The following is a 24,505-nucleotide window of genomic DNA, read 5'->3' on the forward strand; positions in this document are numbered from 1 at the left end:
GCCGCGGGGGTGCCGATCCGTCCAGCGGTGGAGGGGTGGTCTGGACGGATCGGCGCGCTCAGTCGGTGGGACGGGAGGCGTCGGCGTCGGGCGAAGGGGTGGCCGCGTCGGGGCTCGAGGCGGCGGGGTCGGCCGCGCTCGGGCCCGCAGCGCCGAGGTCGGCGGCGCCGGCGCCGGCAGCGTCCGGCTCCGCGGTGTCCGGCTCCGCACCATCGGGATCGGCACCGGAGTCGGCAGCATCCTGCTCGGCTGTGCCGATCTCCTCACCGTGCACCTCGGCAGCGGACGCTTCAGCCGCTGCCTCCGCCGCACCCGCCGGGTCGAACCGCGCCAGCGCCGCCGTGATGTTGTCGTGCCCGCCGCGCTCGTTCGCCCAGGCGACCAGCGCCTCCGCGAGCGTGACCGGATCCGCGCCCACCCGCTCCTGCGACTCGCGCAGCACGCGCGCCAGGTCCTCGGCGGCGGACGCGTAGTTCCACAGCCCGTCGGAGCAGACCAGAACCCAGCCCGGCTCGGTCAGCTCCTCGGAGGCGACCCGCGGCTCCTCGTCGTGCGCGTCGGCGCCGAGCCAGCGGGTGATGGCGTGAGCGTCGGGCGCCGTCTCGGCCTGCTCCCGCGGCACTCCCGAGGCGATCTGCTCCTGCGCCCACGAATCGTCGACCGTGAGCTGCCGCGGCTCGCCCGCGTCCGGCATCCAGTAGCTGCGGCTGTCGCCCACGTTGCCCGTGACGAGCAGCGCGCCGTCCAGCACCGCCGCGGTGAAGGTGCACGAGGGCGGATTCGACCGCTTCTCGGGAACGGCCGCGTCGATCGCTCCGGAGGCGCGCGCGGTGGCCATCTGCAGCAGAGCGCGCCAGCGGTCCGCTCCCGCGCTCTCGCCGCCGACCTCGGCCTGCAGCGCGCTGAGTGCCGCGCGGGCCGCGGCGAGCGACGCCTTGTCGGAGTCGGGCGTCGAGGAGACCCCGTCGCAGACCACGAGCAGCGCCGTCCTCAGAGAGCCGTCGGCGCCGGTGGTCGCCCCGAGCGCCATCGCGTCCTCGTTGGCCGGGTGCCGGAGCCCGCGGTCGCAGACGCCGCCGACCAGCGGGTGCGGCGCTTCGGCCCAGTGCTCGCGCTCGGTCGGAGCGGGGCGTCCGCACTGCTCGCAGTAGCCGTCCTCGGCGACCGCTCCCCCGCAGTAGACGCAGGCGGCGGATCCTCCGACGGCGACGGGCGGAGCGGAGGGGGCGGCCGCGACGATCAGCGGCGTCCCGCAGGCCTCGCAGAACGCGTCGCCGGTCGTGACCGGCTCGCCGCAGTTCGGACAGGGAGTCGACAGCGCGCCGCTCATGTCAGCGTCCAGCGTCGGACCTCGTTGGCCCGGTCGACGAGGCGCAGGCGCTCGTCGCGCTCGCGAGTGGAGGCGGCGAGCGCGCGGTAGGAGGCCTCGAGGCCGTCGCGGATGGCGGCCTCGTTCGCCTCGACTCCACCGAGGGTCGCTCCCTCGGCCGGGCCGTCGCGCCGCACCAGCTCGAGGGCGGAGGCGAGGACCTGGGTCGTGAGCTCGAGGCGGGTCCGCTGGTCGATCGACACGGAGTCGACGCTCGCGAGGGCGGCCGAGAGCGCGGGCAGCCCGCGGCCCGACTCCGCCAGCAGCTCCGCCCGGCGGCGGCGCGCGTCGGAGTAGGAGGAGCGCGTGGGCGCGACGATGTCGAGCGCGTCGAGCGCCCCGTCGAGGTCGGAGCGCAGCTGCCGCACCCGCGCGAGACCGAAGGCGGCGGGTGCCGTGTAGTTCGCGTCGGCGCGGGCGCAGATCACGTAGAGGGACTCGGCGACCTCGGGCTCACCGCTCGCCTCGCACGCCGCGGCGAGCGCGAGCTTCGGGGCGAGCTCGCCGGGGACCTGCCCGTAGACGGTGTTGAAGGAGGCGCGGGCCCCGATGTCGTCGCCGCGCGCGAGCTGCGCGAGACCGCTCATCCAGACCGCCCGCCACTCCCACGGGTCCTCCGTGAGGATCTCGCCCGTCGCGCGGGCCGCCTCCTCCCAGCGCTGCGCCTCGATCGCCGCCCGGGCGCGGGCGAGCCGCACCTCGACCGTCACGGTGGGCGCGAGCGCGAGAGCGCGCAGGCGCACGATCGGGTCGGCGACGTTCACGCCCGCGAGCCACGACCGGGCGGGATCGGACTCGTCGCGGCGGAGCGCCGGCAGCGCGTCCCACGGCGGGACGCGGTCGACCACGTCGGCCACGGGCGCCTCGAACAGGGCCGACTCCGTCGAGTGCAGCGCGGGGTGTCCGGGACCGCGGTCGGTCGCGACGACCTCGCGCAGCACTCCGAGCAGCTGGCCGCGCATCTCGTCCACCGTGGCGAAGCGGTCCTGCGGGTCGGGAGCGCATGCCTTCGCGATCAGGCGGTAGAAGGAGTCGTAGCGCTGGAACAGCGGCGTCTCCGACACGGGCGGCAGCGAGGCGACGAAGGTCGTCTGGTTGCCGCGGAAGTCGAGCACCAGCGAGGCCAGCGTTCGGCCGATCGTGTAGACGTCGGAGGCGACCGAGGGACCGAGGTCGGCGACCTCCGGAGCCTGGTAGCCGACGGTGCCGTAGATGGCGGAGTCCTCGTCGTCGATCCGGCGCACTCCGCCGAGGTCGATCAGCTTGACCTGGTCGCCCACCTGGATCATGTTGTCCGGCTTGAAGTCGCAGTAGAGCAGGCCGTGGTCGTGCAGGTAGGCGAAGGCGGGCATGACCTCGAGCACGAAGGCGAGCGCCTGGTCCACCGGCAGCGGATCCGCGGCGCCGCCGTTGGCGTCCAGCCGCTCCTTCAGGATCTGCTTGAGGCTCGGCCCGCCGACGTACTCCATCACGATGTAGCCGGCGCCGTCGTGCAGGACGAAGTTGTAGATCTCGACGATCAGCGGGTGCTCGACCTCGGCCAGGAATCGGCGCTCGGTGACGGCCGCCGCGTACGCATCGGGGTCGCCGGAGTTGAGCAGGCCCTTGAGCACCACCCAGCGCCCCGAGACGTTCCGGTCGCGCGCGAGGTAGATCCAGCCGAGGCCGCCGTAGGCCAGGCAGCCGACGACCTCGTACTGGCCGCCGACCACGTCGCCCTTCACCAGCTGCGGTGTGAACGAGAACGGCGTGCGGCAGTTGGGGCAGAACCCCTCGGTGCGGCCGGGCCGACCGTCGCGCCCGCGGCCGACGGCGGTGCCGCAGTGCGAGCAGAAGCGCTTGCGCTCGGGGAGGACCGCCTCGGTCATCAGAGCGGCCATCGGGTCGGCGGCCGGGCGGGACGGGACGGTGGTGAGCCCGGCGCCGAGCCTCGGGCCGCGCAGTCGGGTCGAGGTGGTGCCGACGCGGCGGGTGACCTTCGAGCCGGTCTGCGCCGTGCGGGCGGAGCCGAGGGCGGCGGTGGCGAGGCGGGCGGAGGAGGTGCGCGTGCTGCGCGCGGTGGCCGACTCCTCCGCGGGCCCGGGTGCCGTGGCGCCGGGGGTGCCCTCGACGAAGCCGGTGCCGAAGGCGGCGGAGGCGGTGGCCGGCGGGGAGGCCGGAGCGGCGCGGCGCGCGGTCGGCGTGGAGGCGGCGGCGCCCTCCTCGGGCGGGAGGCCGCAGACGTTGCAGTAGCCGTCCTCGATCGTCCCGGTGCAGCCGGGAGTCGCGGTGCAGGGGGCGCCGTTCATGGGGTGGCCTTCCGGTGGTGCGCGGGGTCGGGGTGCGGGAGGTCGCGGGTGACGACGTCGTACTGCTCGACCAGGTGGCGGGCGAGCGGGACGGAGCACGGCACCGTGTCGAGGGCTGCGCGCACCTCCTCCTCGGCCGCGACGCCGACGGCGGTGGCAGCGCGGCCGTTGCCCTCGGCACGCTCCCGAAGCGCCCGGAGGCGGAAGCCGAGGGCGGCCCGTTCGCGCAGCGGCGAGGTGTAGGCGGCCTCGACCGCGTCGAACGCGCGGCCGACGGCGGTGAGCCGGGCGAGGTGCGCGTCGAGCGCCTCGCGGTCGGACGGAGGATCGCCCAGCCGGGAGACGTCGGGCACGGCCAGCCGCGGCGGGTCGGCGATCTCGCGGCGGCAGCGGGCCACGAGCTCGCGCAGCGGCGCCTCGCGGCGCTCGGCCGCCTCCGCCAGCTCGCGCGCCCGACGGCGGTCGCGCTCGAGTCCGCGCCGCTCGGACGCGGCGATGATCAGGTCGCGCTCGAGCCGGGCGGAGTCGCTCTCGAGCTGGCCGAGCGGCCCCGACACGTCGGCTCCCCGACCCGCCCGCTCGGCGAGCGCGTCGAGGCGGGAGCGCAGCACGGCGACCCGCTCCGCCCGCTCGCGGTCGACCGTGCCGCCGCCGTCACGGGTGAGGTCGCGGCAGCGCTCGATCTCGGCGCGCACCCCCACGATCCGCCCGGCGACGTCGGTGCCGCTGGGGTCGAGCTCGAGCCGGGAGCGCAGCTGGCCGACGACCGCGTCGCAGAGGCGCACCGCCTCCACCAGCGAGACCGCGCCGCTCCCGGAGGCGTCGAGACGGCCCCAGATCAGCTGCGACATCCGCTCGCGCGCCACGACGTCGACGCGGCCGGAGTCCCAGACCGCCTCGAGCTCGGCGAGGCGCCGGGTGACGGACTCGCGGAGCGACTGGGCGAGCACCACGTCGGCCGTGTAGTTCTCGGCCTGCGGCGACGCCAGCGCGGCGGCGTCCAGCCGCGAGAGCTCGCGCGTGGTCCGCTGGAGCCAGCGGGTGAGAGCGGCGAGGTACTCGAAGAGCTCGCGCTGCGGCGCGGCCTCCCCCAGCCGGCCCGGAGCGACGGGGGTCCCCTCCGCGAGACCGGTGCTCATCGGCCGTACACCGGGGCCGGCGGCGAGGCCTCGCCGAGGACCCCGAGCCAGCGCTCGTAGATGCTCTGCCAGCGGCCGTCGCTGCGGATGCTCTCGAGCGAGGCGTTGACGAAGCGCACGAAGTCGGGGTCGTCGGCGGGCAGGCCGAGGCCGTAGGGCTCCGAGCTCAGGGCGTCGCCGACGACCTTCGCGTAAGGGTCCTGCGCCACGAAGCCCGCGAGGATCGTGTCGTCGCCCGCGATGGCGTCGACCTCTCCTGCCTGGAAGAGGGCGAGGCACTGCGAGTGCGTGGCGGCCTCGACGGCCTCGACCTCCGGGTAGTCGTTCTGCAGGCGGCTGAGCGTCGTGGTGCCGCTGGGCGCGCAGACCCTCTCGCCGTCGAGGTCGCCGATGCCCGTGATCGGGACGCCGTCGGGGTCGTCGGAGACGAGCACCTTGAGGCCGGCGTCGTAGTACTCGGACGAGAAGGCGATCGAGCTCCAGCGATCGCAGGTCATCGTGAGGGTGCGAGCCACCATGTCGACCTGCGGGGCGCCGTCGCCGCCGGTGAGCGCGGGGAGGCGCTGAGCGGAGGTGATCACGACGTAGTCGATGGAGTCGCTGCCGAGGATCGCCCGGGCGACCTCGCGGGCGATGTCGACGTCGAAGCCCTCGATCGCCCCCGTGATCGGGTTGCGGGCGCTCATCAGGAGGGTGTCGGCCGAGACGCCGACGCGCAGGGTCCCGCGCCCGCGGATCTCCGCGAGCCTGGTGCTGTCGGTCACGCCGGTCGGCGCGTAGGAGGTGACCGCCGAGGGCGAGCAGTCCGCCGCGGCAGGAGCGGCGGGAGCGGACGCGCTCGCCGTCGGAGTCGGGGTCGCCGCGGCGAGGGGCGTGCCGAGGTCGTCCGCCCCCGTCGTGCAGCCGGTGAGGGCGAGAGCCGCGGCGGTGGCCAGGGCGAGGGCGGCGGCGCGCAGGCGGTTCATCGGTACTCCTCCAGTCGCTGGGCGATGCCGCGCCAGGCGAACACGGCTCCGGCGAGACCGGCCGCCAGCAGGATCCACGAGACGAGGGTCGCGAACTCCGCGCCTCGATCGAGCGTGGTGGCGGCGGCCAGTGCCTTCTCCTGCACCACGTCGCGGGCGTCGTCGGAGAAGGTGGTGAAGAGCTCGTTCGGCGTGCCGTTCCCGGTGATCGTGGCGACGCGGACGGCCTGGTCCCAGTTCCCGGCGTCGTCCGCCTCCCGGATCTCCTCGTGGAACGACTGCCACTGCCCGAACTCGTCGACGAGCCGCGTCCTCGCCAGCTCGTCCTGCAGGTCGCCCGAGAGCTTCTCCCGGGCGGAGTCGACGGCCTGGGTGTAGCGCTCCTCGAGGGCGGCGCCGGAGCCGCGCTTGATCAGCGTGAAGCTCTCGAGCGACTTGGCGTCGCTCGCGGCGATGAGCGCGTTCGACACGGTGAGCGCCTCGCGGTAGGACTCGACCCGCGCCGTCCCCGCGTCCGCCGCGACCGATCCGTAGGCGAGCGCCCCGCCGACGCCGACGACCAGCAGGAGGGCGGTCCCCGTGGCGAGCGGGCGGTTGAGGTAGCGGTGCGTACGGCGGGCGAGCCAGAGCTGCGCCGCCAGGAGGAGGACCAGCATCACGAGCGAGCCGATCATGAGCAGGACGCTCCAGCGGACGGCGTCGTAGGCGGCCGCGACCCGGTCGGCGCCGGAGTCGACGAGCCCGTCGAGGTCCTCGAGGATGCCGCCGTCTCCCGAGAGGGCCGTCGACGCCTGGTCGAGATACGCCGAGGCGACGGGGAAGCCCTGCCGGTTGTTGGCCCGCGCCTGCTCGATCAGCCCGCTGTAGGTCGTGATGCTGCTGGCGACCCGGGCGAGGGCCCGGGTGTCCGCCGAGTCGGCGGCCGAGAGCCCGGCGATCGCGGAGGCGGCGCCGGTGAGGCTCGAGACGTACGACGCCCGCAGCTCGGTCGGCTCCAGTCCGCCGACGAGGAAGGTGTTGGCCGCGATCGCGTTGGCGTCCACCAGCAGCGTGCGGACGTTCTGCACGCCGAGGAGCTGCGCCGACTGCTCCCGGGCCGTCGTCGCGGCGCGCGCCTGCATCGCTCCGGCCTGCTGCGCGAACACGCCGAACAGCACGGCGGCCAGCGCCGTCAGGGCGAGCAGGAGGCGCAGGGTGGCCGGAGTGGTCGCGGTCGCGCGGGCCAGCAGCGACGGCTTCCGCTGCGCCGGCCGGTTGGCGACCTGGACGAGGGGCGGCTCGGGGATCCTCTGCGCGGGCGGCGCGGCGGGTGCGGTGCTCAACGGCTCTCCTCCTCGGGGTCGTCGGTGACGGGGACGGCCGTGCCGCTCGGGGCGGCGTCCGCCTGCCCAAAGGCCTCCTCAGAGCCGTCGACCGCGCCCTCGTCGTCGTCGCCGGCTCCGTCCGGGCTGCTCGAGGCTTCGGGGCTCTCCACCACGTCCTCGGGGAGCAGGATGCGCAGCTCGTCGAGCGTCGGCTCCTCCACGTCGCGGAGGCGCCAGGCGTGCCGGGCGATCGCCGCGTCGAGGACGTTGCGGACCCAGCGCCCGTTGCCGAACGCCTCCGTCCGCTGCTGCGCCGAGGCGAGGCCCGCGAACGCGGCGAGCGCCTCCTCCGTCGGCTCGAAGTCCGCGGAGGCGGCGAGGCGGCCGAAGATCGCCGAGAGCTCGTCGTCGGAGTAGTCGGCGAAGTCGATCGTGGTCGAGAAGCGGCTGGCGAGACCCGGGTTCGTGTCGAGGAAGCCCTGCATCGGCCCGGAGTAGCCGGCGACGATCACGACGAGGTCGCCGCGGTGGTCCTCCATGTCCTTCACGAGGGTGGTGACCGCCTCCGCGCCGTACTGGTCGAGCGCGAGCGCGTAGGCCTCGTCGATGAAGAGGACGCCGCCGCGCGCGGAGGCGATCACCTCCGCGGTCTTCGTCGCGGTCTGCCCGAGGTAGCCGGCCACCAGCTCCGATCGGTCGACCTCGACGAGCACGCCCTTCGAGAGGATGCCGAGCGAGCGGTAGATCCGCGAGACCAGCCGCGCCACCGTCGTCTTGCCCGTGCCGGGGTTCCCCGTGAAGACGAGGTGGCGGGTGAGCGTGGGCGTGCTGAGTCCGGCGGCCTGGCGCAGGGTGTCGATCCGGAGCAGCTGCGTCTGCCGCTTGATCTCGCTCTTCACCCGGTCGAGGCCGATCAGCGCGTCGAGCTCGGCGAGCAGGTCGTCGATGGACTCCGGCGGGTCGAGCGGCTCCGGCTCGGAGGCGGGCTCCGCGGCGGGAGCGGCGGCGGGCGCCGGCTCGTCCTGCGGACCGTCGTGCTCGGTCCGGCGGAGGCGCTCGAGGATCTCGTCGACCCCGGGCACGCCGGCGGGCAGACCGGTCGGCAGGTCGGCGCTCGCGGCACCGTCCGGCGTCCGGCCGGTCGTGTGCGGCGCTCCCCCGCTCGTCGTCGGAGCGGCGCCCCGAGCACCCGGGACGGCGGAGAGCTGGGCCGCGGCGGTCGCGGAGGCGGAGGCGATGCCGCCGATGCCCGGGTCGCCGAGAGCGCTGGCCGCCGAGACGACCTCGGTCAGGGCGCGGGCGTAGGCCGAGGCGTGGTGCGAGCCCGCGCCGACCAGGGCGGCCAGCTGATCGGTCGGCCCCGACCGCCAGCGCCGGCCGCTCGAGGCGGCGGTGAAGAACGCCTCCAGACCGCCCGTCGCGCCGGTCGCGGCGAGCCAGTCCTGCCCGGCGCCGCGGATCGACTCGGCGACGGCGGCGGCCAGCCGCGCACCCTCGTCGCGGACGGCCGCGGCGTCGAGGCCGGCGGCCGTCCCCGCGAGCACGAGGGCGTCCAGCGCCGGGGCGAGCGCGGTCACGAGGCGCTCGGCGGGGTCAGCGAGCCGGATCCGGACGGCGCTCCCGGCTGCGGAGGCGCGTCGAGACCGCTCGGGGAGAGCGAGGACTCCGTGAACTTCTCGGCCAGGAACTGCCCGTGCGCGATCAGCGCCGAGGCGTCCTGTCGCGAGACGGCGTCCGAGATGCGGTCGAGCGTGCCTCCGAGGAGGTCGAGCTGGTCGCAGAGGATCATCAGCGAGGTCTTCCCCCTGTGCACGGCGCGGCGGTCGGCGAAGTCCCTCGGCAGGCGGAGGTAGCCCTCCACCGCCTCGGGGAGGTAGCTGGTCGCGGTCGCGACGACGGTGTGGCCCTGACGGCTCATCCCGCCGAGGCGGTCGAGACGGGGCACCATCTCGCGGACCGTCTCGTCGATCCGCTGGATGCGCGCCGCGACGATGCCGGGCACCCGGCCCTCCGTCCGCGTGCCGACCCTGTCGAGCGCCGCGAGGATGTCCTCGCTCGTCGGGACGCTCGGCAGAGCGGGCGCGGTCTCCTCCGGCGCCGCGGGGGCACCCGTGAACAGTCGGGAGAACCAGCCCATCGGCTAGCGGCCGAGATCGAGCGAGGACGTCGCGTCGATGTCCGAGTTGCTGCGGCGGGCCCGCTCGACGTACTCGCCGGCCTTCGCCGTCTCGGTCTGGAGGACTCCGACGGTCTGGGCCATGCTGTCGAGCGCCTTGATCTTGAAGTCCGAGATCGAGTCCATCGTCTGGTAGATGTTCGCGAACGCGGCCTGCAGCTGCGGCAGCCCGACCGTGGCCGAGGCGGCCTGCGACTGGATCGAGGCCGACTGGTCGGCGAGCATGCGCGAGGTGGCCTCGATCATGTTGGACGTCGTGGTGTTCAGCGCCGTGATCTGATCGAGCACGAGGCGCTGGTTGGCGAGCGCCTGCGCCACGATGACCGCCGTGCGCAGCGCCGAGACGGTCGTGGTCGTCGCGCGGTCGACGCCCTTGATCAGCTCGACGTTGTTCTTGATGACGACGTCGATCGCGAGGTAGCCCTGGATCGACACGGCCAGCTGGGTCAGCAGGTCCTGGTGCTTCTGGCGCGCGTAGAAGAGGACGTCCTCGCGCAGCGCCTTCGCCCGCTCCGGATCGGTCGCGTCGAGCTCGGCGATCTTCGCCGAGAGCTTCACGTCGAGCCGCTCGGCGACGTAGATGTACTCGTTGAGACGGGTCATCGTCTCCCAGAGGTTCTGCTTCTCGAGGTTCAGGGCCGCGTTGTCCTTCCGCAGCTCGTCCTGCCCGTCGTACAGGGCCTGGATGATCGCGTTCAGGTGCGACTGGGCGCTCTCGTAGCGGCGGAAGTAGTCGGTGATCTTGTTGCCGAACGGGATGAAGCCCAGGATCTTCTTCTGCAGGTTGTCCTCGGACGGGTCCAGATCCTCCACCGTGCGGCGCAGCTCGAGCAGCGTCTTCCCGATGGTCGACCCCTCGGAGAGCCCGCCCTCCTGGAGGGCGCGCACCGGCGTGCTCAGCAGCCGGTTCGACGAGTCGGCGGCCGAGCGGATGTCGGCGTCGCCCATCGTGCGGATGTCGTTGGCCCGCGTCGCGAACTCGGGGCTGCGGGACTCCGTCGCCAGGAGCGTGTCGAGGTAGCCGTCGACCTTCGCCTCGAGGCCGGGCAGGGCGGCTTCGGGCACCTTCGGCGCGATCGACGGCGCCGAGGTGGTCGGCACCGCCGCCACCGGCTCCGGAGGCGTGAGCGAGAGGGCGTTCTGGACGGGCGGCTGCAGGGCCTCGGTCATCGGGATCCTCACCGTTCCTGGCGCTCGGCGCCGACTGGGATGAACGTCCGCCCAGCATATCCCGGGCCCTCCCGCGGGATCCCCGCGAGCCGCCTCGCCCGAGGACTCGACGCGATCGGGCGGCTGTGGAGGAGCGTCCGCCGCCGGTCAGACCGCCTTCGGGCGCCTCCGCAGCGTCGCCACCGCGACTCCGGCCAGGGCGAGCGCGCCTCCGAGCAGCGCGGCGAGCGGCGGGGTCTCGCCCAGGACGAGCCAGGACAGCAGCACCACCACCGCGGGCACCGCGTAGGTGGACGCCGCGGTGCGACCCGCGCTGGAGCGCGCGAGGACGTACCCCCACGTCGTGAAGGCGACGGCCGTCGGGAAGATCCCGAGGTAGACCACGGCCAGGATCGAGGAGAGCGGAGCGGCGGCGAGCGCCTCGACGAGCTCCGGGGCGAAGGGCAGGCACGCGACCGTGCCGGCGAGGCAGCCGAGCCAGGTCATCGTCGGTGCGTCGATCCGTCCCAGCAGGCGCTTCTGCAGGGTCGCCGCGCTGCCGTAGACGACGGCGGCGACCAGGCCGAGGGCGACGCCGATCACGTCGAACTGCCCGGTGGAGGTGGAGAACGCGATCACCGCGACGCCGGTCAGCGCCACGAGCATCCCGGCGAGGAGACGGCGGGGGAACCCCTCCCCCAGCAGCAGCCCGGCGAGCACGGCGGTGATCATCGGCGCGATGTTCACCAGCAGCGCCGCCGTCCCCGCGTCGACGTGCCGCTCCGCAGCGTTCAACGCCAGGTTGTAGACCCCGAACCAGGCGACCCCCCAGCCCAGCACGAGCAGGAGGAGGCGCCCGCGCGGGACCGCCGTGCGCGGATCCGGAGCCGCCTCCGAGCGGCGCCTCCGGGCGGTGAGGACGACGCGGACGACCGTGAGCGCGAGCGACCCGACCACGATGCGGCCGAGGGTCAGCGCGCCCGGGCCGAAGTCCTCCGTCGTGGCGCCGATGCCGACGAAGGCCGACGCCCAGAGAAGGACAGTGACCGCGATCGCGCCCCACAGCAGGAGGGCGTCCCTCGTGGAGGGCGGGGCGGAGGAGGAGACGTCGGTCATGAGGCCATCGTGGCGCTGCCGGGGATTCAGCACCAGTTCCGTTCACTGTCGGATCGTTCAGCCGGACTGTACGGTCGTCTCATGCTCGACGTGCACCGGCTCCGCATCCTCCGCTCCGTCGTCGCCTCCGGCTCGATCGCGGGAGCTGCCTCCGGCCTCGGCTACACGTCCTCCGCCGTCAGCCAGCACCTCTCCGCTCTGCAGCGCGAGACCGGACTGACCCTGCTGGAGCGGGTGGGCCGCGGCGTCCGCCCGACCCCAGCCGGACGCGCCCTCGCCGCCCAGGCGGACCGCGTCCTCGAGCGCCTCGCCGAAGCGGAGGCCGTGGTGGAGGAGCTGCGCGAGGGCCGCTCCGGCCGCCTCTCGGTGACGTACTTCGCCTCCGTCGGCAGCGCCTGGATGCCGGAGGTCGCCCGCCGGCTGACCGCCGCGTTCCCCGGCCTCGCCCTCGATCTGCGCCTGGGAGAGGAGCTCGACGACGACCTCGGAGCGCGCCCCGACGTGCAGCTCCTCGTCGCCTCCTCCGAGCCGACCGCCCCCGGATTCACGGCGCACCACCTCCTCGACGACCCCTACCTCGTCGTCCTGCCCGACGGTCATCCGCTCGCCTCACGGAGCGAGATAGACCTCGCCGAGCTCGCGAACGAGCGCTGGGTCGACAACGACCTGCCCACCGGCTGGTGCCGCCGGAACGTCGTGGAGGCCTGCGCCGCCGCCGGGTTCGCGCCGCCCTTCCACGTCCAGGCCAACGACCACATCACCGCCGCCGCGTTCGTCGCCGCGGGCATGGGCGTGACGGTCCTGCCGGAGCTCGCGGCCCACCGCCTGCCGGACGGCGTCCGCGCCGTGCCCGTCGTCCGTCCCCGGCCTGTCCGCTCCCTCGAGGCCGTCGTGCGGAACTCCGCCGCCTCCTCCGCACCGGTGGCCCTGGTGCTGGAGACACTGAAGGCCCTCGCCGCGCGCCGCTGAGCGCGCCTGCATGGGCGAGCTCGCAGCACACCGGAGCACGATGGGCGCGTGAGCTCCGTCGAACCCGTCACCCGTTCCGCGCCCGCGCTCGGCGGACCGCGCATCCTGAAGCAGCGCTGGACCGAGGCGACGTTCCTGCACTGGCGGGTCGACCCCGCCCTGGTGGCGCCCCACCTCCCGGCCGGGACGAGGCCCGACGAGCACGACGGCTCCTCCTGGGTGGGCCTGATCCCGTTCCGGCTCTCGCGGACGGCCTTCCTCGGCGGCCCGCGGGTGCCCTGGCTCGGCACCTTCCCCGAGGTGAACGTCCGGCTCTACTCCGTCGACGAGCAGGGACGACGCGGAGTCGTGTTCGTCTCGCTCGACGCCTCCCACCTCCTTCCCGTGCTCACCGCGCAGGCGGTGTTCGGGCTCCCCTACCGCTGGGCCCGGATGAGCATCGAGCACCGCCACGGCGCGGTGATCTACGACACGATCCGGCACTCGGACTCGGCCGCCCGCTCCCGGATCGTCGTTCGCCCGGGCGACCCGGTCGGCGAGGACCCGCTCGCCTCGTTCCTCACCGCACGCTGGGCCTACCACGAGCGCCACCTTGGCTCCACCTGGTACGGCCGCAACCTGCACCGGCCGTGGCCGCTGCGCCGCGCGGAGCTGCTGGCGCTCGACGACGGGCTGCTCGACGCCGCGGGCTTCCCCGGGCTGGCGACGCGCGCGCCGGACTCGGTGCTGTACTCGGCGGGAGTGGAGACCGTGTTCACGGTGCCGCGGAAGGTGTGAGGGGGGCGACGCTCCTCCACAGACGGTTCTTCGCGATGCTGTCCGATGAAACGGCGCTCCCGAGGCCCACGGCGAGACTTCGTCCGGTGAGATCAGGGCATGAAGGAATCGGCGACAGTAGACGACGCGCTCACGGAGGCGCTCGCGCTCGCCGGCTCACGGCACGCTGAGCGGTCCGCCGTCGAGGCATCCCGGTACCGGGCAGTCGAGGAGGCACGCCGCCTCGCGATGGCGGCACCCGCGGCGCTCGTCGGCGAGCACGTCCAGGTGCAGGTGGATCGGGCGGAGGCGGCGCACCGGGCGCTGATCGCGGAGCTCGCGACGGGACTCCGGGTCTCGGAGGCGCACGCCTCTGCACTGGTCGACGAGGCACGCCTGCTGGTGAACGACCTCCCGGCGACGTTGCGCGCACTCGCGGACGGAGCGCTCTCCCCCGAGCACGCGCGACTCGTGGTGCGAGGAGCGCTCGACGTCCCCGCCGAGGTCCGTGGGCGCTTCGACGAGGAGGCCGCGACGATCGCGGTCGCCTGCACGCCGCCCCAGCTGCGACGCGCCCTCCGGTCGCTCCGGGAACGGCTGCACCCGCAGACGCTCAGCGAACGTCATCGGGACTGCGCCCGTCGTCGCGCGCTCTGGGTGGAGGGCCTCGACGACGGGATGGCGATCCTGCACCTCTACACCGCAGCTCCCGATGTGCTCGGCGCGATGGACAGGATCGACCGGGCCGCCCGCTCCCTCGCGGATCTGCCGGACGAGGAGCGGACGCTGGGCCAGCTCCGCGCAGACATCGCCGCTGCGCTGCTGGTCGACGGGGAGACATCGGCCGACGGAGACGGCACGTCGATGCCGGCGGGAGTGCGCGCCGAAGTCGCGGTGACCGTGCCGGCGCTGACCCTCCTCGGGCGGTCCGACCAGCCCGCCGTCCTCGACGGATACGGACCCGTCGATCCGGAGACCGCGCGGCGTCTCACAGCAGGTGCTCCCTCGTTCACGCGGCTGCTCACTCATCCGGAGAGCGGAGCGGTCCTCTCCGTCGGACGCGACTCCTACCGAGTGCCGGCGGACCTGCGTCGCCACCTCCAGCACCGCGACGGGACCTGCCGGTTCCCGGGATGCACCCGCAGCACCCGCCACGCGGACGTCGACCACACGAACGACTGGCAGCACGGAGGCACCACGTCGGCCGACAACCTCGCGCACCTCTGCCGACACCACCACCGGCTCCGCCACACCACGGGGTGGACGCACCGGCAGGAGCCGGACGGCACGCTGCGCTGGACGAGCCCGACGGGACGGCAGCATGTCACCCGGCCCGGGGAGCCGGGGAACGGGACGGAGGGCGGACACGATCCGACCGGGACCGGCGGGTCGTGACAAGGGGCAGGTCGGATGGCGTGGACGGGCAGGTCAAGGGGCGGGCCCGCTTCGGCGCGCCCGCGTAGCGTGGACGGCACGGGCCGATAGGCGCGGAAGCGACAAGAGGGGCAGCGACATGGCAGGAACGAAGGACAGGAAAGACGCGACGACGGGGACCTCGGCGGTGCTCTTCGACATCGACGGGACCCTCGCCGACACGAACTTCCTCCACGTCGAGGCGTGGTCGCGCGCCTTCTGGCAGGCCGACCTCGTCGTGCCCGCCTGGCGCATCCAACGAGCGATCGGCGCAGACTCGTCGGAGCTGCTCGACATGCTCCTCGAGGACGACGTGAAGGAGGAGCAGCGCGCACTGGTGAAGTCGCTGCACACCAAGAACTACGCCGAGACGACAGCACGCATCGTTCCACTCCCGGGAGCTCGCGAGCTCATCGCGACGCTCGTCGGTCGAGGCGTCCACGTCGTTCTCGCCACATCGGCACCGCAGAACGAGCTCGACGTGCTTCTCCACGTCCTCGACTTCGGCGGCTCCGTCCACGCTGTCACCAGCGGCGCAGACGTCTCGACCGCCAAGCCAGCACCCGACCTGATCTCTATCGCGCTCGACCGCGCGGGTGTCTCCGTCGACCGCGCCGTCATGGTCGGCGACGCGACCTGGGACGTCCTGGCCGCCGAGCGCGCGGGCCTGGCAACGGTCGGAGTCCTCTCCGGCGGAACCTCGGAGCACGAACTCCGCGAGGCCGGAGCCGTCGCCGTCTACGAGGACGCGGCGGCCGTCCTCACCGGTCTCGGTGAAGGGCCCCTCGCGAGCCTCCTGAACTGACCGACCGCCACCCCAGGAGGCTCACGAGCCTCAGTCGCGGGGTCGCCGTCGCAGCACGAGGAGCGTCACTCCGATGGCGGCGGCGACCGCGGCGAGAGCGCCGCCGATCCACAGGACGTCCCCGAGGAGTGCCGGGTCCGATCCGGACGTCGCCTGCGCTTCGTCGGCGGACTCGGCCTGTCCTCCTGAGACCGCGACGGTGCCGTTGCAGTCCGGGACCGAGTCCGACCCGTCGGCGAGCGCGGTCCCGTCGGCCGGCGCCCAGTCGAACGCGTACTGGCCCGACACGGGGTGCCCGTCGGTCGACACGACCTGCCAGGTCACCTCGTACTCCCCCGCCGCGCCGAGCTCGAGCGGCATCGACGCTTCCGGCCCGACGACGCTGACGCAGCCGTCGCCGTAGTAGAGCCCGTCCGGCCCGACGACGCGCAGAGCCGCCGCCGTTCCGTCCGTCCCGAGGACGAGCAGGTCGTCGTTCGTCGTCAGCACCAGCGTTCCCGGCTGCTCCGTCACGGTCGAGTCCGCAGCGGGAGTCGTCGAGACGAGGTAGTTGTGCGCGCTGGCGGGCGCCGCCACCGCGATCGAGCCGAGCAGCCCGATCGCGGTAACGGCGACGAGGGCCTTCCGACGGGTCACGCCGACGCCCGGGGTCCGCGGCGGCGGGAGGCGAGCCCGACGGCCACGCCGACCGCGCCGACGACGAGCCCGCCGACTCCGAGGATGCGGGCGAGCACGTCGTCGCCGCTCGTGGCCGTCGTCGCCGAGGCGGTGGTCGCGACCGCGTCGTCACCGTCGCCGTCGTCGTCGTGTCCGCCCCCGTGGCCGGACCCCGCTTCCGCCGCGGTCACCGCGACGGTGGGAGCGGGCAGCTCGGGCTCGTCCTGGCCGTCGACGGTCGGCTGGTCCCAGGCGGTGCTGCCGGTCTCGCACGTCTGCAGCACGGGGAACTCCAGCGTGGAGCCGGCTGCGTCCTCGGGGAGCTGAAGCTGGAGGGCGACGGTGTCGCGGTAGCCGTCGGCGAGGGGCGTCTTCGCCGTGTAGACCACGTCCGAGACCCGCTTGGTCGCGGTGTTCCCGTGGGAGTCGGTGACCGGGTCGGCGATTGCGACCTCGTTCTTCACGACGTCCCAGTTCGGGTTGATCGTCGGGCTGACCGAGTTGATGCCGTCGGGCATCGTGATCGTGAGTCCCGTCGTCGGCGAGCCCTCGCAGCCGTGGGCCAGCGAGAACGTCACCACCGTGTACGAGCCGGCGGCGGTGCTGCTCGCCGCCGCGGTCACGTGGGCGCTGGCCGCAGTGGGCGCGGCGACAGCGAGCGCGATCGATCCGGCGGCGACGAGTGCGCCGCTGCCGACGAGGCGGAGCCGCGAGAAGGAAGAAGAAGAAGAACGGGTCATGACGGTCGTGTCCTCGGGGGAGATCCGGCGCGGGGCCGGGAGTTCTGGACGCAGCGCGGGTTCGCGGTGCGTGCGGGGCGCCGACCGGAGCCGCTCCCGCACGGGAGGGGCGTCAGGCGGCGCGGAGGACCCGCAGCGGCGGCCCGCGGTGCCGGAGGATCGAGAGGACCGCGTCGAGGGATCGGGGCGCCCGCGGCTCGTGGGTGCCCGTCATCGAGACGCCGGGTGCCGACGGGAGCGCGACCGCGGACGCGCGGGCGACGATCCGGACGACGACGCGCTGGAGGCCTGCTCCCAGCGTCCAGAAGAGGCGCTCGCCGTACCGGAACGCCGCGATCGTGAAGGCAGCCGCAGCGAGGTGGGCGACGAGCATCAGCGGAGCGTGGGCCGCGTGTCCGCCTCCGCCGGCGATCAGCTCGATGGTCGACCCGTCGTGGAAGTGCGCGCCGGTGCCCGTCGTCCCGACCACGCTCACCTCCCCACCGCTGCCCGTGATGAGGAAGAGGCCGTGGTACGCGATCTGGCTGAGGAGCACGGAGAGCGTCAGCCGGGGAAGGGACGGACGGCGCCCCGAGAGGAGGACGCAGACGACGACGGCGAACGCCGCGGCGAGGGCGAGCACGGCAGGAGCGGGGGTCTCGGCGCCCGCGAGCGTGTGGGAGGCGGCGGCCGTGGCGGTCGCGGCGAGAGCGGCGGCGACGCCGCGAGCCACTCGTGCACCTCGGGTCTGCACTCGCCCGTCCTCTCGTCGTCGCGTCGACGCGTGCGCGCGACGTCTCCAGGGTAATCGACGCGGCGGAGCAGCTCCCCGCCGTCCCGGTTCCCTGCCGTTACGAAGCCGTTACCTAGATCACCGAAAGAAATCCAAACCCCCGCAGGGAGGGCTCCGAACACATGTCAACGGCCGCGACACGGTCCACACAGAACAGGTCCTCCGCATCACGTGGGGGCCGTCTCACGAAGGAGTAATCCCATGCGATCCACCAAGCGTTCCGCCCTCGCCGCATTCGCCCTGCTGGGCACCGCCGCCCTCGGCCTCACCGCCTGCTCGAGCGGAAGCGGCTCGACCACCGCCGCCAGCGACGCGGCGACCGAGATGTCGACCCCGATGGCCACCTCGTCGGCCTCCGCCTCCTCGACCCCCATGGCGACCATGGACCCGGCCGCGAACCTCGTCGGCCCCGGCTGTGCCGCCTACGCCGAGCAGGTCCCGGACGGCGCCGGCTCGGTCGAGGGCATGTCGCTCGACCCCGTTGCGACCGCCGCGTCGAACAACCCGCTGCTCACCACCCTGACCGCTGCGATCTCCGGTGGCCTCAACCCCGACGTCAACCTCGTCGACACGCTGAACAGCGGCGAGTTCACCGTCTTCGCCCCGGTCGACGACGCGTTCGCCAAGCTCGACGCCGCGACCGTCGACTCCCTCAAGACCCCCGAGGGCGCCGCCACGCTGTCCTCGATCCTGACCTACCACGTCGTCCCCGGCCAGATCGCCCCTGACGCGATCGCCGGCGACCACGCCACTGTCCAGGGTGGCAACCTCACCGTCACCGGTTCCGGCGACGACCTGAAGGTCAACGACGCGTCCGTCATCTGCGGTGGCGTCCAGACCGCCAACGCGACCGTCTACCTCATCGACACCGTGCTGACCCCCCCGGCCAGCTAATTCCCCTCACCGGCTCCGGCCGGTGAACACGCCGAAGGGCGGGCACCGCGAGGTGTCCGCCCTTCGGCGTTCGTGCGTGCAGAAGCCCTCCGCGAAGCCGGACACTGCAGAGTCGTCCGGCACAGAGTCGTCCAGCGCAGAGCCGCGCAACGCAGCGCCGCCCCACGGGAAGCCGCACAGCGCGGAGCCCTGCGTAGTGCGGAGTCGGAGGGTCACCACGACCCGGCACTCGCCGTCACGCCGCACCACAGAACCCACCACGAACGACACGAGGCGCGGACCCCGATGCAGGGGTCCGCGCCTCGTCGTCGTGCGGTCGGCGGCTACTCGGCCGGGGCGCTGATCTCGCGCAGGACGCGGTCGCCGGGGCGGGCCTCGATCATCTCGGCCTCGATCTCGGCCCGGTCGAGCAGCTCCTCCATGCGGCGGCGGCGGTTGCGCGTGATGAGCGTCACGACCGTGCCCGTCTTGCCCGCGCGGCCGGTGCGGCCGGAGCGGTGGAGGTACGTCTTGTACTCGTCGGGAGCGTCGGCCTGGATCACCAGGTCGATGTCGTCGACGTGGATGCCGCGCGCGGCCACATCGGTCGCGACCAGCACGTCGACGCGTCCACTGGTGAGCAGCGCGAGGTTGCGGGTGCGGCGCGACTGGTTGAGGTCGCCGTGGAGGCTCGTCGCGGGGATGTCCGCGTGGTCGAGCTGCTCCGCGAGCTGCTCCGCGAACGCGCGGGTACGGGCGAAGATCAGCGTCTTGCCCTGGCGGGCGGCGAGCTGCTCGATGATCTCGGCCTTGTCGCGGTGCTCGATCAGGAGCACGCGGTGGTCGATGGTCGAGGACGCCTGGTCCTCGCCGGCGACCTCGTGGACGCTCGGCTCGACCAGGAACTCGTCGACGAGCGTCGCGACGCCCTTGTCGAGCGTGGCCGAGAACAGCAGCCGCTGGCCGCCGTCGGCGGTCTGACGGAGGATGCGCTGCACGGGCTCGAGGAAGCCGAGGTCGCACATGTGGTCGGCCTCGTCGAGCACCGTGATGGTGATCTTCGAGAGGTCGAGGCGCCCCTGCTCGACGAGGTCCTCGAGGCGGCCCGGCGTCGCGATGACGATGTCGACTCCGCGCTGGAGGGCTCCGACCTGCTTGTACTGGGGGACGCCGCCGTAGATGGTCGTCGTGAACAGGCCGACGGAGCGGGCGATCGGCTGGATGGTCCGGTCGATCTGCATGGCGAGCTCGCGGGTCGGCGCGAGGATGAGCGCGCGCGGAGCGCGGCCCGGCTTGCGGCCCTTCGCTCCGTTGTTCTCCATCAGGCGCTCGACGACGGGGGCGCCGAAGGCGATGGTCTTGCCGGAGCCGGTCTTGCCGCGTCCGAGGACGTCCTTGCCGGCGAGCACCTCGGGGATGGTCGCGGCCTGGATCGGGAACGGCGCGGCCGCTCCGAGCTCGGTCAGCATCCGGACGATGTTCCCTCCCAGGCCGAGGTCGCCGAAGGTGACGCCCTCGACGTCGACGGCGAGAGTGGCCGTCGCCTCGAGGCGCTCGAGCACGACGTCGTCGGCCTGGTGCGGCGCACGGGCGTCGCGGCTGGGGTAGAAGTCCGAGCCGGAGTCGCGGCGCGAGGGCCGGGAGTCGCGGTCGAGCGAGCGGATCGGGCGCTCGCCGCGGTCGTGGCCGCGCGAGGGACGCGCGTCCCGGTCGAAGGAGCGGGCCGGACGGTCGCTGCGGTCGAACGAGCGGGCGGGACGCTCGGTGCGGTCGAACGAGCGGGCGGGACGCTCGGTGCGGTCGTAGCCGCGCGAGGGGCGCTCGTCGCGGTCGCCGGTGCGGGCCGGACGGTCGTCGCGTCCGTAGGAGCGGGCCGGACGATCGTCGCGGTCGTTCGAGCGGGCCGGACGCGCATCGCGGTCGAAGGAACGGGCCGGGCGGTCGCTCCGGTCGAAGGAACGCGCAGGACGGTCGTCGCGCCCGTAGGAACGGGCCGGACGATCGTCGCGATCGTTCGAGCGGGCCGGACGCGCGTCACGGTCGAAGGAACGGGCCGGGCGGTCGCTCCGGTCGAAGGAACGCTCAGGACGCTCATCGCGCCCGTAGGAACGCGCAGGACGCTCATCGCGCCCGTAGGAACGCGCCGGACGATCGTCGCGATCGTTCGGGCGGGCCGGGCGTGCGTCGCGGTCGTACCCGCGGGCCGGACGCTCGTCACGGTCGTTCGAGCGGGCCGGACGCGCGTCGCGGTCGTAGCCGCGCGAGGGCCGCTCGTCGCGGTCGTTCCCGCGGGCGGGCCGATCGGCGCGCTCGGTGGCCCGCTCGGCGCGCTCGTCGGCGTTCCAGCGCGCCTTCTTGGGGGCGTTCTCGTCGACGGCGCGGAATCCGCGGTGGCCCTCGCTGCGCGAGCCCGGCTTGGCGCCGGGGAAGCGCGAGCGGCCGCCGAGTTGGGACTTACCGCTCGAGGCGCCGAAGCGGTTGGGCTCGAAGTTCTTGGCCGGACGTCCGCCGGCGGGCTTCTTGTTCTTGGGCATGGCAGTTCTTCCTGGGTTCAGGTCGTGCGCGAGGAGGCGACGCCGGAGGAGCCCCGTCGTGAGGGGCGTCCGTGCGCTGGACTGCTGCGGGGCAGCAGGGGGAGAACCCGGGCGAGTCATTGACCGGGGCCGATTCACACATGTGATTCGTCTCACGACGACTGTCGGAGACTCGGCCCACTTGACTAACAAACCCATCCGCACGAGAACGCACGGTGTCAAGAGCCGACCGAGTGAGTCTACACGCGGCCCCGGAGCCTGGCTAGGGCGGGGAGACGTGCGGCCAGGAGCCGCTCAGGTCGGGAGCCGCGAAGCCCGGGAGTCGCGCACCTCCGCAACCGGTCCCCCGCGGAGTCGCCCCGCATACAGCCCCCCGGCCCCGAGCCGCAGCACGATCGACGCGCGCCCGCGCGCAACGACCGCCCGTCCGCTACTGCGACGCCCGCCGGGCCCGGTACGCGGCCACGTTCGCGCGATTGCCGCAGTTGCCCGTGTCGCAGTAGCGCTTCGAGCGGTTGCGGGAGAAGTCCACGAGCACCGCCTCGCAGTCCTCCGCCGCGCAGACGCGGATCCGCTCGCGCTCGTCGCCGCGGATCACGTCGACGAACGCCATGGCGGCCTCGACCAGGATGCGCGTGGCGAGCGGGCTCTCGTCGCGCGTCGCGTGGAGGTGCCAGCCGTAGGGTCCGTGCCGGACCAGCTGCGGGAGCGCGCGGCCGGAGTCGAGCATCCCGTTGACGACGGGGACGAGGTCCTCCTCGGCCCGCGTGAGCCAGAGGGTGCGGAGGGAGGAGCGGATCGCCCGCACGGCCTCCAGCTCCTCGGCCGATCCGTCGCGGCTGCCCGTGTACCGGTTCTCGAGGAGGAAGTCGTCCAGCTGCTCGATCGTCGCCATCTCGTCCTCGCCGGACGGCGACAGCTCGGGGAGCGTGTTGACGAGGGTGGCGGTGGAGGTGAGCGACGCCTCGACGTCATAGGCGAACACCATGTTGACTCCTGACAGTGCGGCTCAGTAGTGTGCGATCAGCTCGCTGTCACGAGTGTAATCCTTTTGACTCCTGAAGGAGCCGGCCATGACCGCCGAGAGCACCGCCGCCGTCACCCTCCCCGCCGCGAGCGCGCCCGCGCCTGCACGGCGCCTCGGCTCGGGCCTCGTCGCGGCGCTGGCCGCGTCGGCGGCGTTCGGTCTGGGCGGGCCGTTCGTGAAGCCGCTCCTCGAGGCGGGCTGGACGCCGGCGTCCGCGGTCCTCTGGCGGGCGGGCGGCGCGGCCCTGATCCTCGCGATCCCGGCGATCCTGTCCCTCCGCGGCCGCTGGCCCGTGCTCCGCCGCAACCTCGGCACGATCGCCCTCTACGGAGTCTTCGCCGTGATCGCCGCGCAGCTCTGCTTCTACAGCGCGATCGAGCACATGTCGGTCGGCGTCGCCCTGCTGATCGAGTACCTCGCGCCGGTGTTCCTCGTCCTCTTCGCCTGGGCGCGCACGCGCCGGCACCCCGGCCGCTTCACCCTCGCCGGCTCCGCGCTCGCGCTCGGCGGCCTGGTGCTCGTGCTCGACCTGTCCGGCGAGTCGACGCCCGAGCTGGTCGGCATCGCCTGGGCGATGACCGCCTCGCTCGGCCTGTGCGTCTACTACGTCATCGCCGGTCGGGTGGATCCGGAGCTGCCGCCGATCGCGCTCACGGCGGGGGCGATGACGGTCGGCGCCGCGATCCTGCTGGCACTCGGGGCGCTCGGCGTCACACCGCTGCGCGCGACGTTCGGAGAGGTGGTGTTCGTCGGAGCGGAGGTCAGCTGGCTCCTTCCCGCGGGCGTGATCCTCGGCATGTCGACGGTGCTGGCGTATCTGCTCGGGATCGAGGGCGGACGCCGTCTCGGCACGCGGATCGCCTCCTTCGTCGGGCTGACGGAGGTGCTGTTCTCGATCGCGGCCGCGTGGCTGATCCTCGGCGAGCTGCCCGCGCCGATCCAGTTCGTCGGCGGCGCGCTGATCCTCGCGGGGGTCGTCCTGGTCCGGCTGCAGCGCGAGCCCGGCACCCCCTGATCGCGGGGGTGCCGCATCCGGGGCGCCGGGCACCCCGTACGCTGATCGCACTCATGCGCGAGCCCACCCGATCCCCTCGACGCGTCGCCGCGGTCCTGGCCGCCCTCGCACTCCTCCTCTCGGGCTGCGCGAGCACCACTCCCGTCTCGGAGCCGGTGGCGCAGGCGCTCGGAGCGGCACCCGCACCCGACTGGTCCGGCGTGAGCGTGACGGCCGACGTCGTCTACGACGCGAGCACCGGGCAGAGCGTCGACGTCTGCTCCTCCCCTGCCCCGTCGGCGGAGCCGCGGCCCGCCGTCCTCGTCGTGCACGGCGGCAGCTGGGCCCGTGGAGGCAAGGCCGACGCGAACTGGCGCCCGATCTGCCAGTGGCTCGGATCGGAGGGGTTCGTCGCCGTCTCGGTCGACTACCGCCTCGCGCCCGCCGCCGTGTTCCCCGCGCAGCTCGACGATGTGACGGCCGCCCTCGACTGGCTGCTCGAGCCGGAGCAGACCGCGCGCTTCGGCATCGATCCGGAGCGGGTGGCGGCCTTCGGCGGCTCGGCCGGCGGCAACCTCGTCTCTCTGCTCGGCACGCTGCCGTTGACCTCGTCGCGCCTGGCCGCCGTGGTCGAGCTGAGCGGTCCCTCCGATCTCAGCGCCGCCGGCCTCGCCGACGACGACCCGGTTGTCGGAGTCGCGGCCGCCGTGCGCAGCTACCTCGACTGCGCGGACCTCGCCTCCTGCCCCGCTGCGACCGCCGCCTCGCCCCTCGCGCAGGTGGACGGCTCCGAGCCGCCGTTCCTCATCGCGCACGCGGCGCACGAGCGGGTCGCGCTCAGCCAGTCGACCCGCTTCGCGGAGGCGCTGCGCGGAGCGGGCTCGAGCGTCGACCTCCTCGTCCTCCCCGGCTCGCTGCACTCGATCGCGCTCCTCGACGACGCTCTGCGTGCTCGGGTCGTCGAGTTCGTCCGCGCCCACCTGGGCTCGTGAGCGGAGTCGTCGTCCGCCTCGAGGACGCAGCCGCAGCGGAGGGCCTCCTCGCCGCGGTCCCACCCCCGCACGCCCGCGTCCTGATCGCCCGGATCGACGGGGCGGCGGCCGGCGTGCTGGTGCTCGCTCCCGGCCCGGACGACTTCGCCGAGGTGCTGGAGCTCGTGGTCGACTCCGTCCACCGGCGCACGGGAGTCGCCCGACGGCTCGTCGCGGCGGCGGAGTCGTGGGCGCGGGTGCAGCGGATCCGCACGCTGCGCCTGGCCGCCGCTCCGGAGCTCGCCCCAGCGGCCGGGGCGCTCGGCTTCACGGCGATCGACGGCTTCGGAGCCCACGTCGGCGACGACGCGGTGCTCTGCTTCGCGCGTCCGGTCTGAGCAGCGCCCGCTCCGAGACGAGCCTGGTCCGAGGAGCCCGGCCCGAGGGCCCGTTCGGTCGGAGGCCGACACGGCAGGACGCCCGCTCCG

22 protein-coding genes are annotated in these 24,505 nt (G+C 73.8%); 8 read left to right on the forward strand and 14 right to left on the reverse strand.

What is annotated here, in order from left to right; all coding sequences use genetic code 11:
• Window positions 1–58: 58 nt before the first annotated feature.
• The 9 genes from C5C56_RS04200 to C5C56_RS04240 all read right to left on the reverse strand — a co-directional run bounded on the left by C5C56_RS04200 (window position 59) and on the right by C5C56_RS04240 (window position 11,506).
• Window positions 59–1,330, reverse strand: a complete 1,272-nt coding sequence (locus C5C56_RS04200) for a PP2C family serine/threonine-protein phosphatase (RefSeq protein ID WP_104288692.1) — start codon at window positions 1,328–1,330, stop codon at window positions 59–61.
• Complete coding sequence (locus C5C56_RS04205) at window positions 1,327–3,657, reverse strand: serine/threonine-protein kinase (protein WP_104223838.1); 2,331 nt, start codon at window positions 3,655–3,657, stop codon at window positions 1,327–1,329. The genes C5C56_RS04200 and C5C56_RS04205 overlap by 4 nt, the downstream gene beginning before the upstream one ends.
• On the reverse strand, window positions 3,654–4,796 hold the full coding sequence (locus C5C56_RS04210; protein ID WP_104226189.1) for a hypothetical protein: 1,143 nt from the start codon (window positions 4,794–4,796) through the stop codon (window positions 3,654–3,656). Before C5C56_RS04210 ends, C5C56_RS04205 begins: the two co-directional genes overlap by 4 nt.
• Window positions 4,793–5,761: a glutamate ABC transporter substrate-binding protein gene (locus C5C56_RS04215; protein ID WP_104233136.1), complete on the reverse strand. Its 969-nt coding sequence runs from the start codon at window positions 5,759–5,761 to the stop codon at window positions 4,793–4,795. Before C5C56_RS04215 ends, C5C56_RS04210 begins: the two co-directional genes overlap by 4 nt.
• Window positions 5,758–7,083: a hypothetical protein gene (locus tag C5C56_RS04220; RefSeq protein ID WP_104273647.1), complete on the reverse strand. Its 1,326-nt coding sequence runs from the start codon at window positions 7,081–7,083 to the stop codon at window positions 5,758–5,760. Before C5C56_RS04220 ends, C5C56_RS04215 begins: the two co-directional genes overlap by 4 nt.
• Window positions 7,080–8,642: an AAA family ATPase gene (locus C5C56_RS04225; RefSeq protein WP_258065570.1), complete on the reverse strand. Its 1,563-nt coding sequence runs from the start codon at window positions 8,640–8,642 to the stop codon at window positions 7,080–7,082. The genes C5C56_RS04220 and C5C56_RS04225 overlap by 4 nt, the downstream gene beginning before the upstream one ends.
• Window positions 8,639–9,202 (reverse strand): hypothetical protein, encoded by a 564-nt coding sequence (locus tag C5C56_RS04230; protein WP_104223834.1) that lies wholly within the window; start codon window positions 9,200–9,202, stop codon window positions 8,639–8,641. The genes C5C56_RS04225 and C5C56_RS04230 overlap by 4 nt, the downstream gene beginning before the upstream one ends.
• Window positions 9,203–9,205: 3 nt before the next feature.
• A complete protein-coding gene (locus tag C5C56_RS04235) occupies window positions 9,206–10,411 on the reverse strand; it encodes a toxic anion resistance protein (protein WP_104223833.1) in 1,206 nt (401 codons plus the stop codon).
• A gap of 147 nt (window positions 10,412–10,558) precedes the next feature.
• Window positions 10,559–11,506 carry a DMT family transporter gene (locus C5C56_RS04240; protein ID WP_104319150.1) on the reverse strand — a complete coding sequence of 316 codons (948 nt, stop codon included), beginning with the start codon at window positions 11,504–11,506 and terminating at the stop codon, window positions 10,559–10,561.
• 81 nt (window positions 11,507–11,587) lie between these two features.
• Between C5C56_RS04240 and C5C56_RS04245 the strand changes: the two genes are divergently transcribed.
• From C5C56_RS04245 to C5C56_RS04260, 4 genes are all read left to right on the forward strand, one after another.
• On the forward strand, window positions 11,588–12,475 hold the full coding sequence (locus C5C56_RS04245) for a LysR family transcriptional regulator (RefSeq protein ID WP_104269369.1): 888 nt from the start codon (window positions 11,588–11,590) through the stop codon (window positions 12,473–12,475).
• Between the two features lie 48 nt (window positions 12,476–12,523).
• A complete protein-coding gene (locus C5C56_RS04250) occupies window positions 12,524–13,252 on the forward strand; it encodes a YqjF family protein (RefSeq protein WP_104237664.1) in 729 nt (242 codons plus the stop codon).
• A gap of 99 nt (window positions 13,253–13,351) precedes the next feature.
• Entirely contained in the window at window positions 13,352–14,626 is a 1,275-nt protein-coding gene (locus C5C56_RS04255) for an HNH endonuclease signature motif containing protein (RefSeq protein WP_104319151.1), read from the forward strand.
• A 118-nt stretch (window positions 14,627–14,744) separates the two neighbouring features.
• Window positions 14,745–15,449, forward strand: coding sequence for an HAD family hydrolase (locus C5C56_RS04260; RefSeq protein ID WP_104319152.1), 705 nt, complete (start codon window positions 14,745–14,747; stop codon window positions 15,447–15,449).
• Window positions 15,450–15,479: 30 nt separating this feature from the next.
• Here C5C56_RS04260 and C5C56_RS04265 read toward each other — a convergent pair whose 3' ends face one another.
• The 3 genes from C5C56_RS04265 to C5C56_RS04275 form a co-directional block, all read right to left on the reverse strand.
• Complete coding sequence (locus tag C5C56_RS04265) at window positions 15,480–16,085, reverse strand: copper resistance CopC family protein (protein ID WP_104223827.1); 606 nt, start codon at window positions 16,083–16,085, stop codon at window positions 15,480–15,482.
• The gene (locus C5C56_RS04270; RefSeq protein WP_104283176.1) at window positions 16,082–16,846 is read right to left on the reverse strand and encodes a YcnI family protein; all 765 of its coding nucleotides are present in this window, start codon (window positions 16,844–16,846) and stop codon (window positions 16,082–16,084) included. Before C5C56_RS04270 ends, C5C56_RS04265 begins: the two co-directional genes overlap by 4 nt.
• 112 nt (window positions 16,847–16,958) lie before the next feature.
• The gene (locus C5C56_RS04275; protein ID WP_146086443.1) at window positions 16,959–17,579 is read right to left on the reverse strand and encodes a hypothetical protein; all 621 of its coding nucleotides are present in this window, start codon (window positions 17,577–17,579) and stop codon (window positions 16,959–16,961) included.
• A gap of 240 nt (window positions 17,580–17,819) precedes the next feature.
• Here C5C56_RS04275 and C5C56_RS04280 point away from each other — a divergent pair, with 240 nt between their 5' ends.
• A complete protein-coding gene (locus tag C5C56_RS04280; protein ID WP_104246890.1) occupies window positions 17,820–18,512 on the forward strand; it encodes a fasciclin domain-containing protein in 693 nt (230 codons plus the stop codon).
• A gap of 323 nt (window positions 18,513–18,835) precedes the next feature.
• On the opposite strand, the gene C5C56_RS04290 is transcribed toward C5C56_RS04280, so the two are convergent.
• On the reverse strand, window positions 18,836–21,025 hold the full coding sequence (locus C5C56_RS04290; protein WP_104319154.1) for a DEAD/DEAH box helicase: 2,190 nt from the start codon (window positions 21,023–21,025) through the stop codon (window positions 18,836–18,838).
• A 430-nt stretch (window positions 21,026–21,455) separates the two neighbouring features.
• Window positions 21,456–22,013, reverse strand: coding sequence for a CGNR zinc finger domain-containing protein (locus tag C5C56_RS04295; protein WP_104226176.1), 558 nt, complete (start codon window positions 22,011–22,013; stop codon window positions 21,456–21,458).
• A gap of 85 nt (window positions 22,014–22,098) precedes the next feature.
• Between C5C56_RS04295 and C5C56_RS04300 the strand changes: the two genes are divergently transcribed.
• The 3 genes from C5C56_RS04300 to C5C56_RS04310 are packed head-to-tail and all read left to right on the forward strand — an operon-like array spanning window position 22,099 to window position 24,415.
• A complete protein-coding gene (locus tag C5C56_RS04300) occupies window positions 22,099–23,067 on the forward strand; it encodes a DMT family transporter (protein WP_104319155.1) in 969 nt (322 codons plus the stop codon).
• A 53-nt stretch (window positions 23,068–23,120) separates the two neighbouring features.
• Entirely contained in the window at window positions 23,121–24,038 is a 918-nt protein-coding gene (locus tag C5C56_RS04305; protein WP_104319156.1) for an alpha/beta hydrolase, read from the forward strand.
• A complete protein-coding gene (locus C5C56_RS04310; RefSeq protein WP_104308414.1) occupies window positions 24,035–24,415 on the forward strand; it encodes a GNAT family N-acetyltransferase in 381 nt (126 codons plus the stop codon). Before C5C56_RS04305 ends, C5C56_RS04310 begins: the two co-directional genes overlap by 4 nt.
• The last annotated feature ends 90 nt before the right edge of the window (window positions 24,416–24,505 follow it).

Source organism: Rathayibacter sp. AY1D1, assembly GCF_002932635.1.
In the GTDB taxonomy this organism is placed as follows: Bacteria; Actinomycetota; Actinomycetes; order Actinomycetales; family Microbacteriaceae; genus Rathayibacter.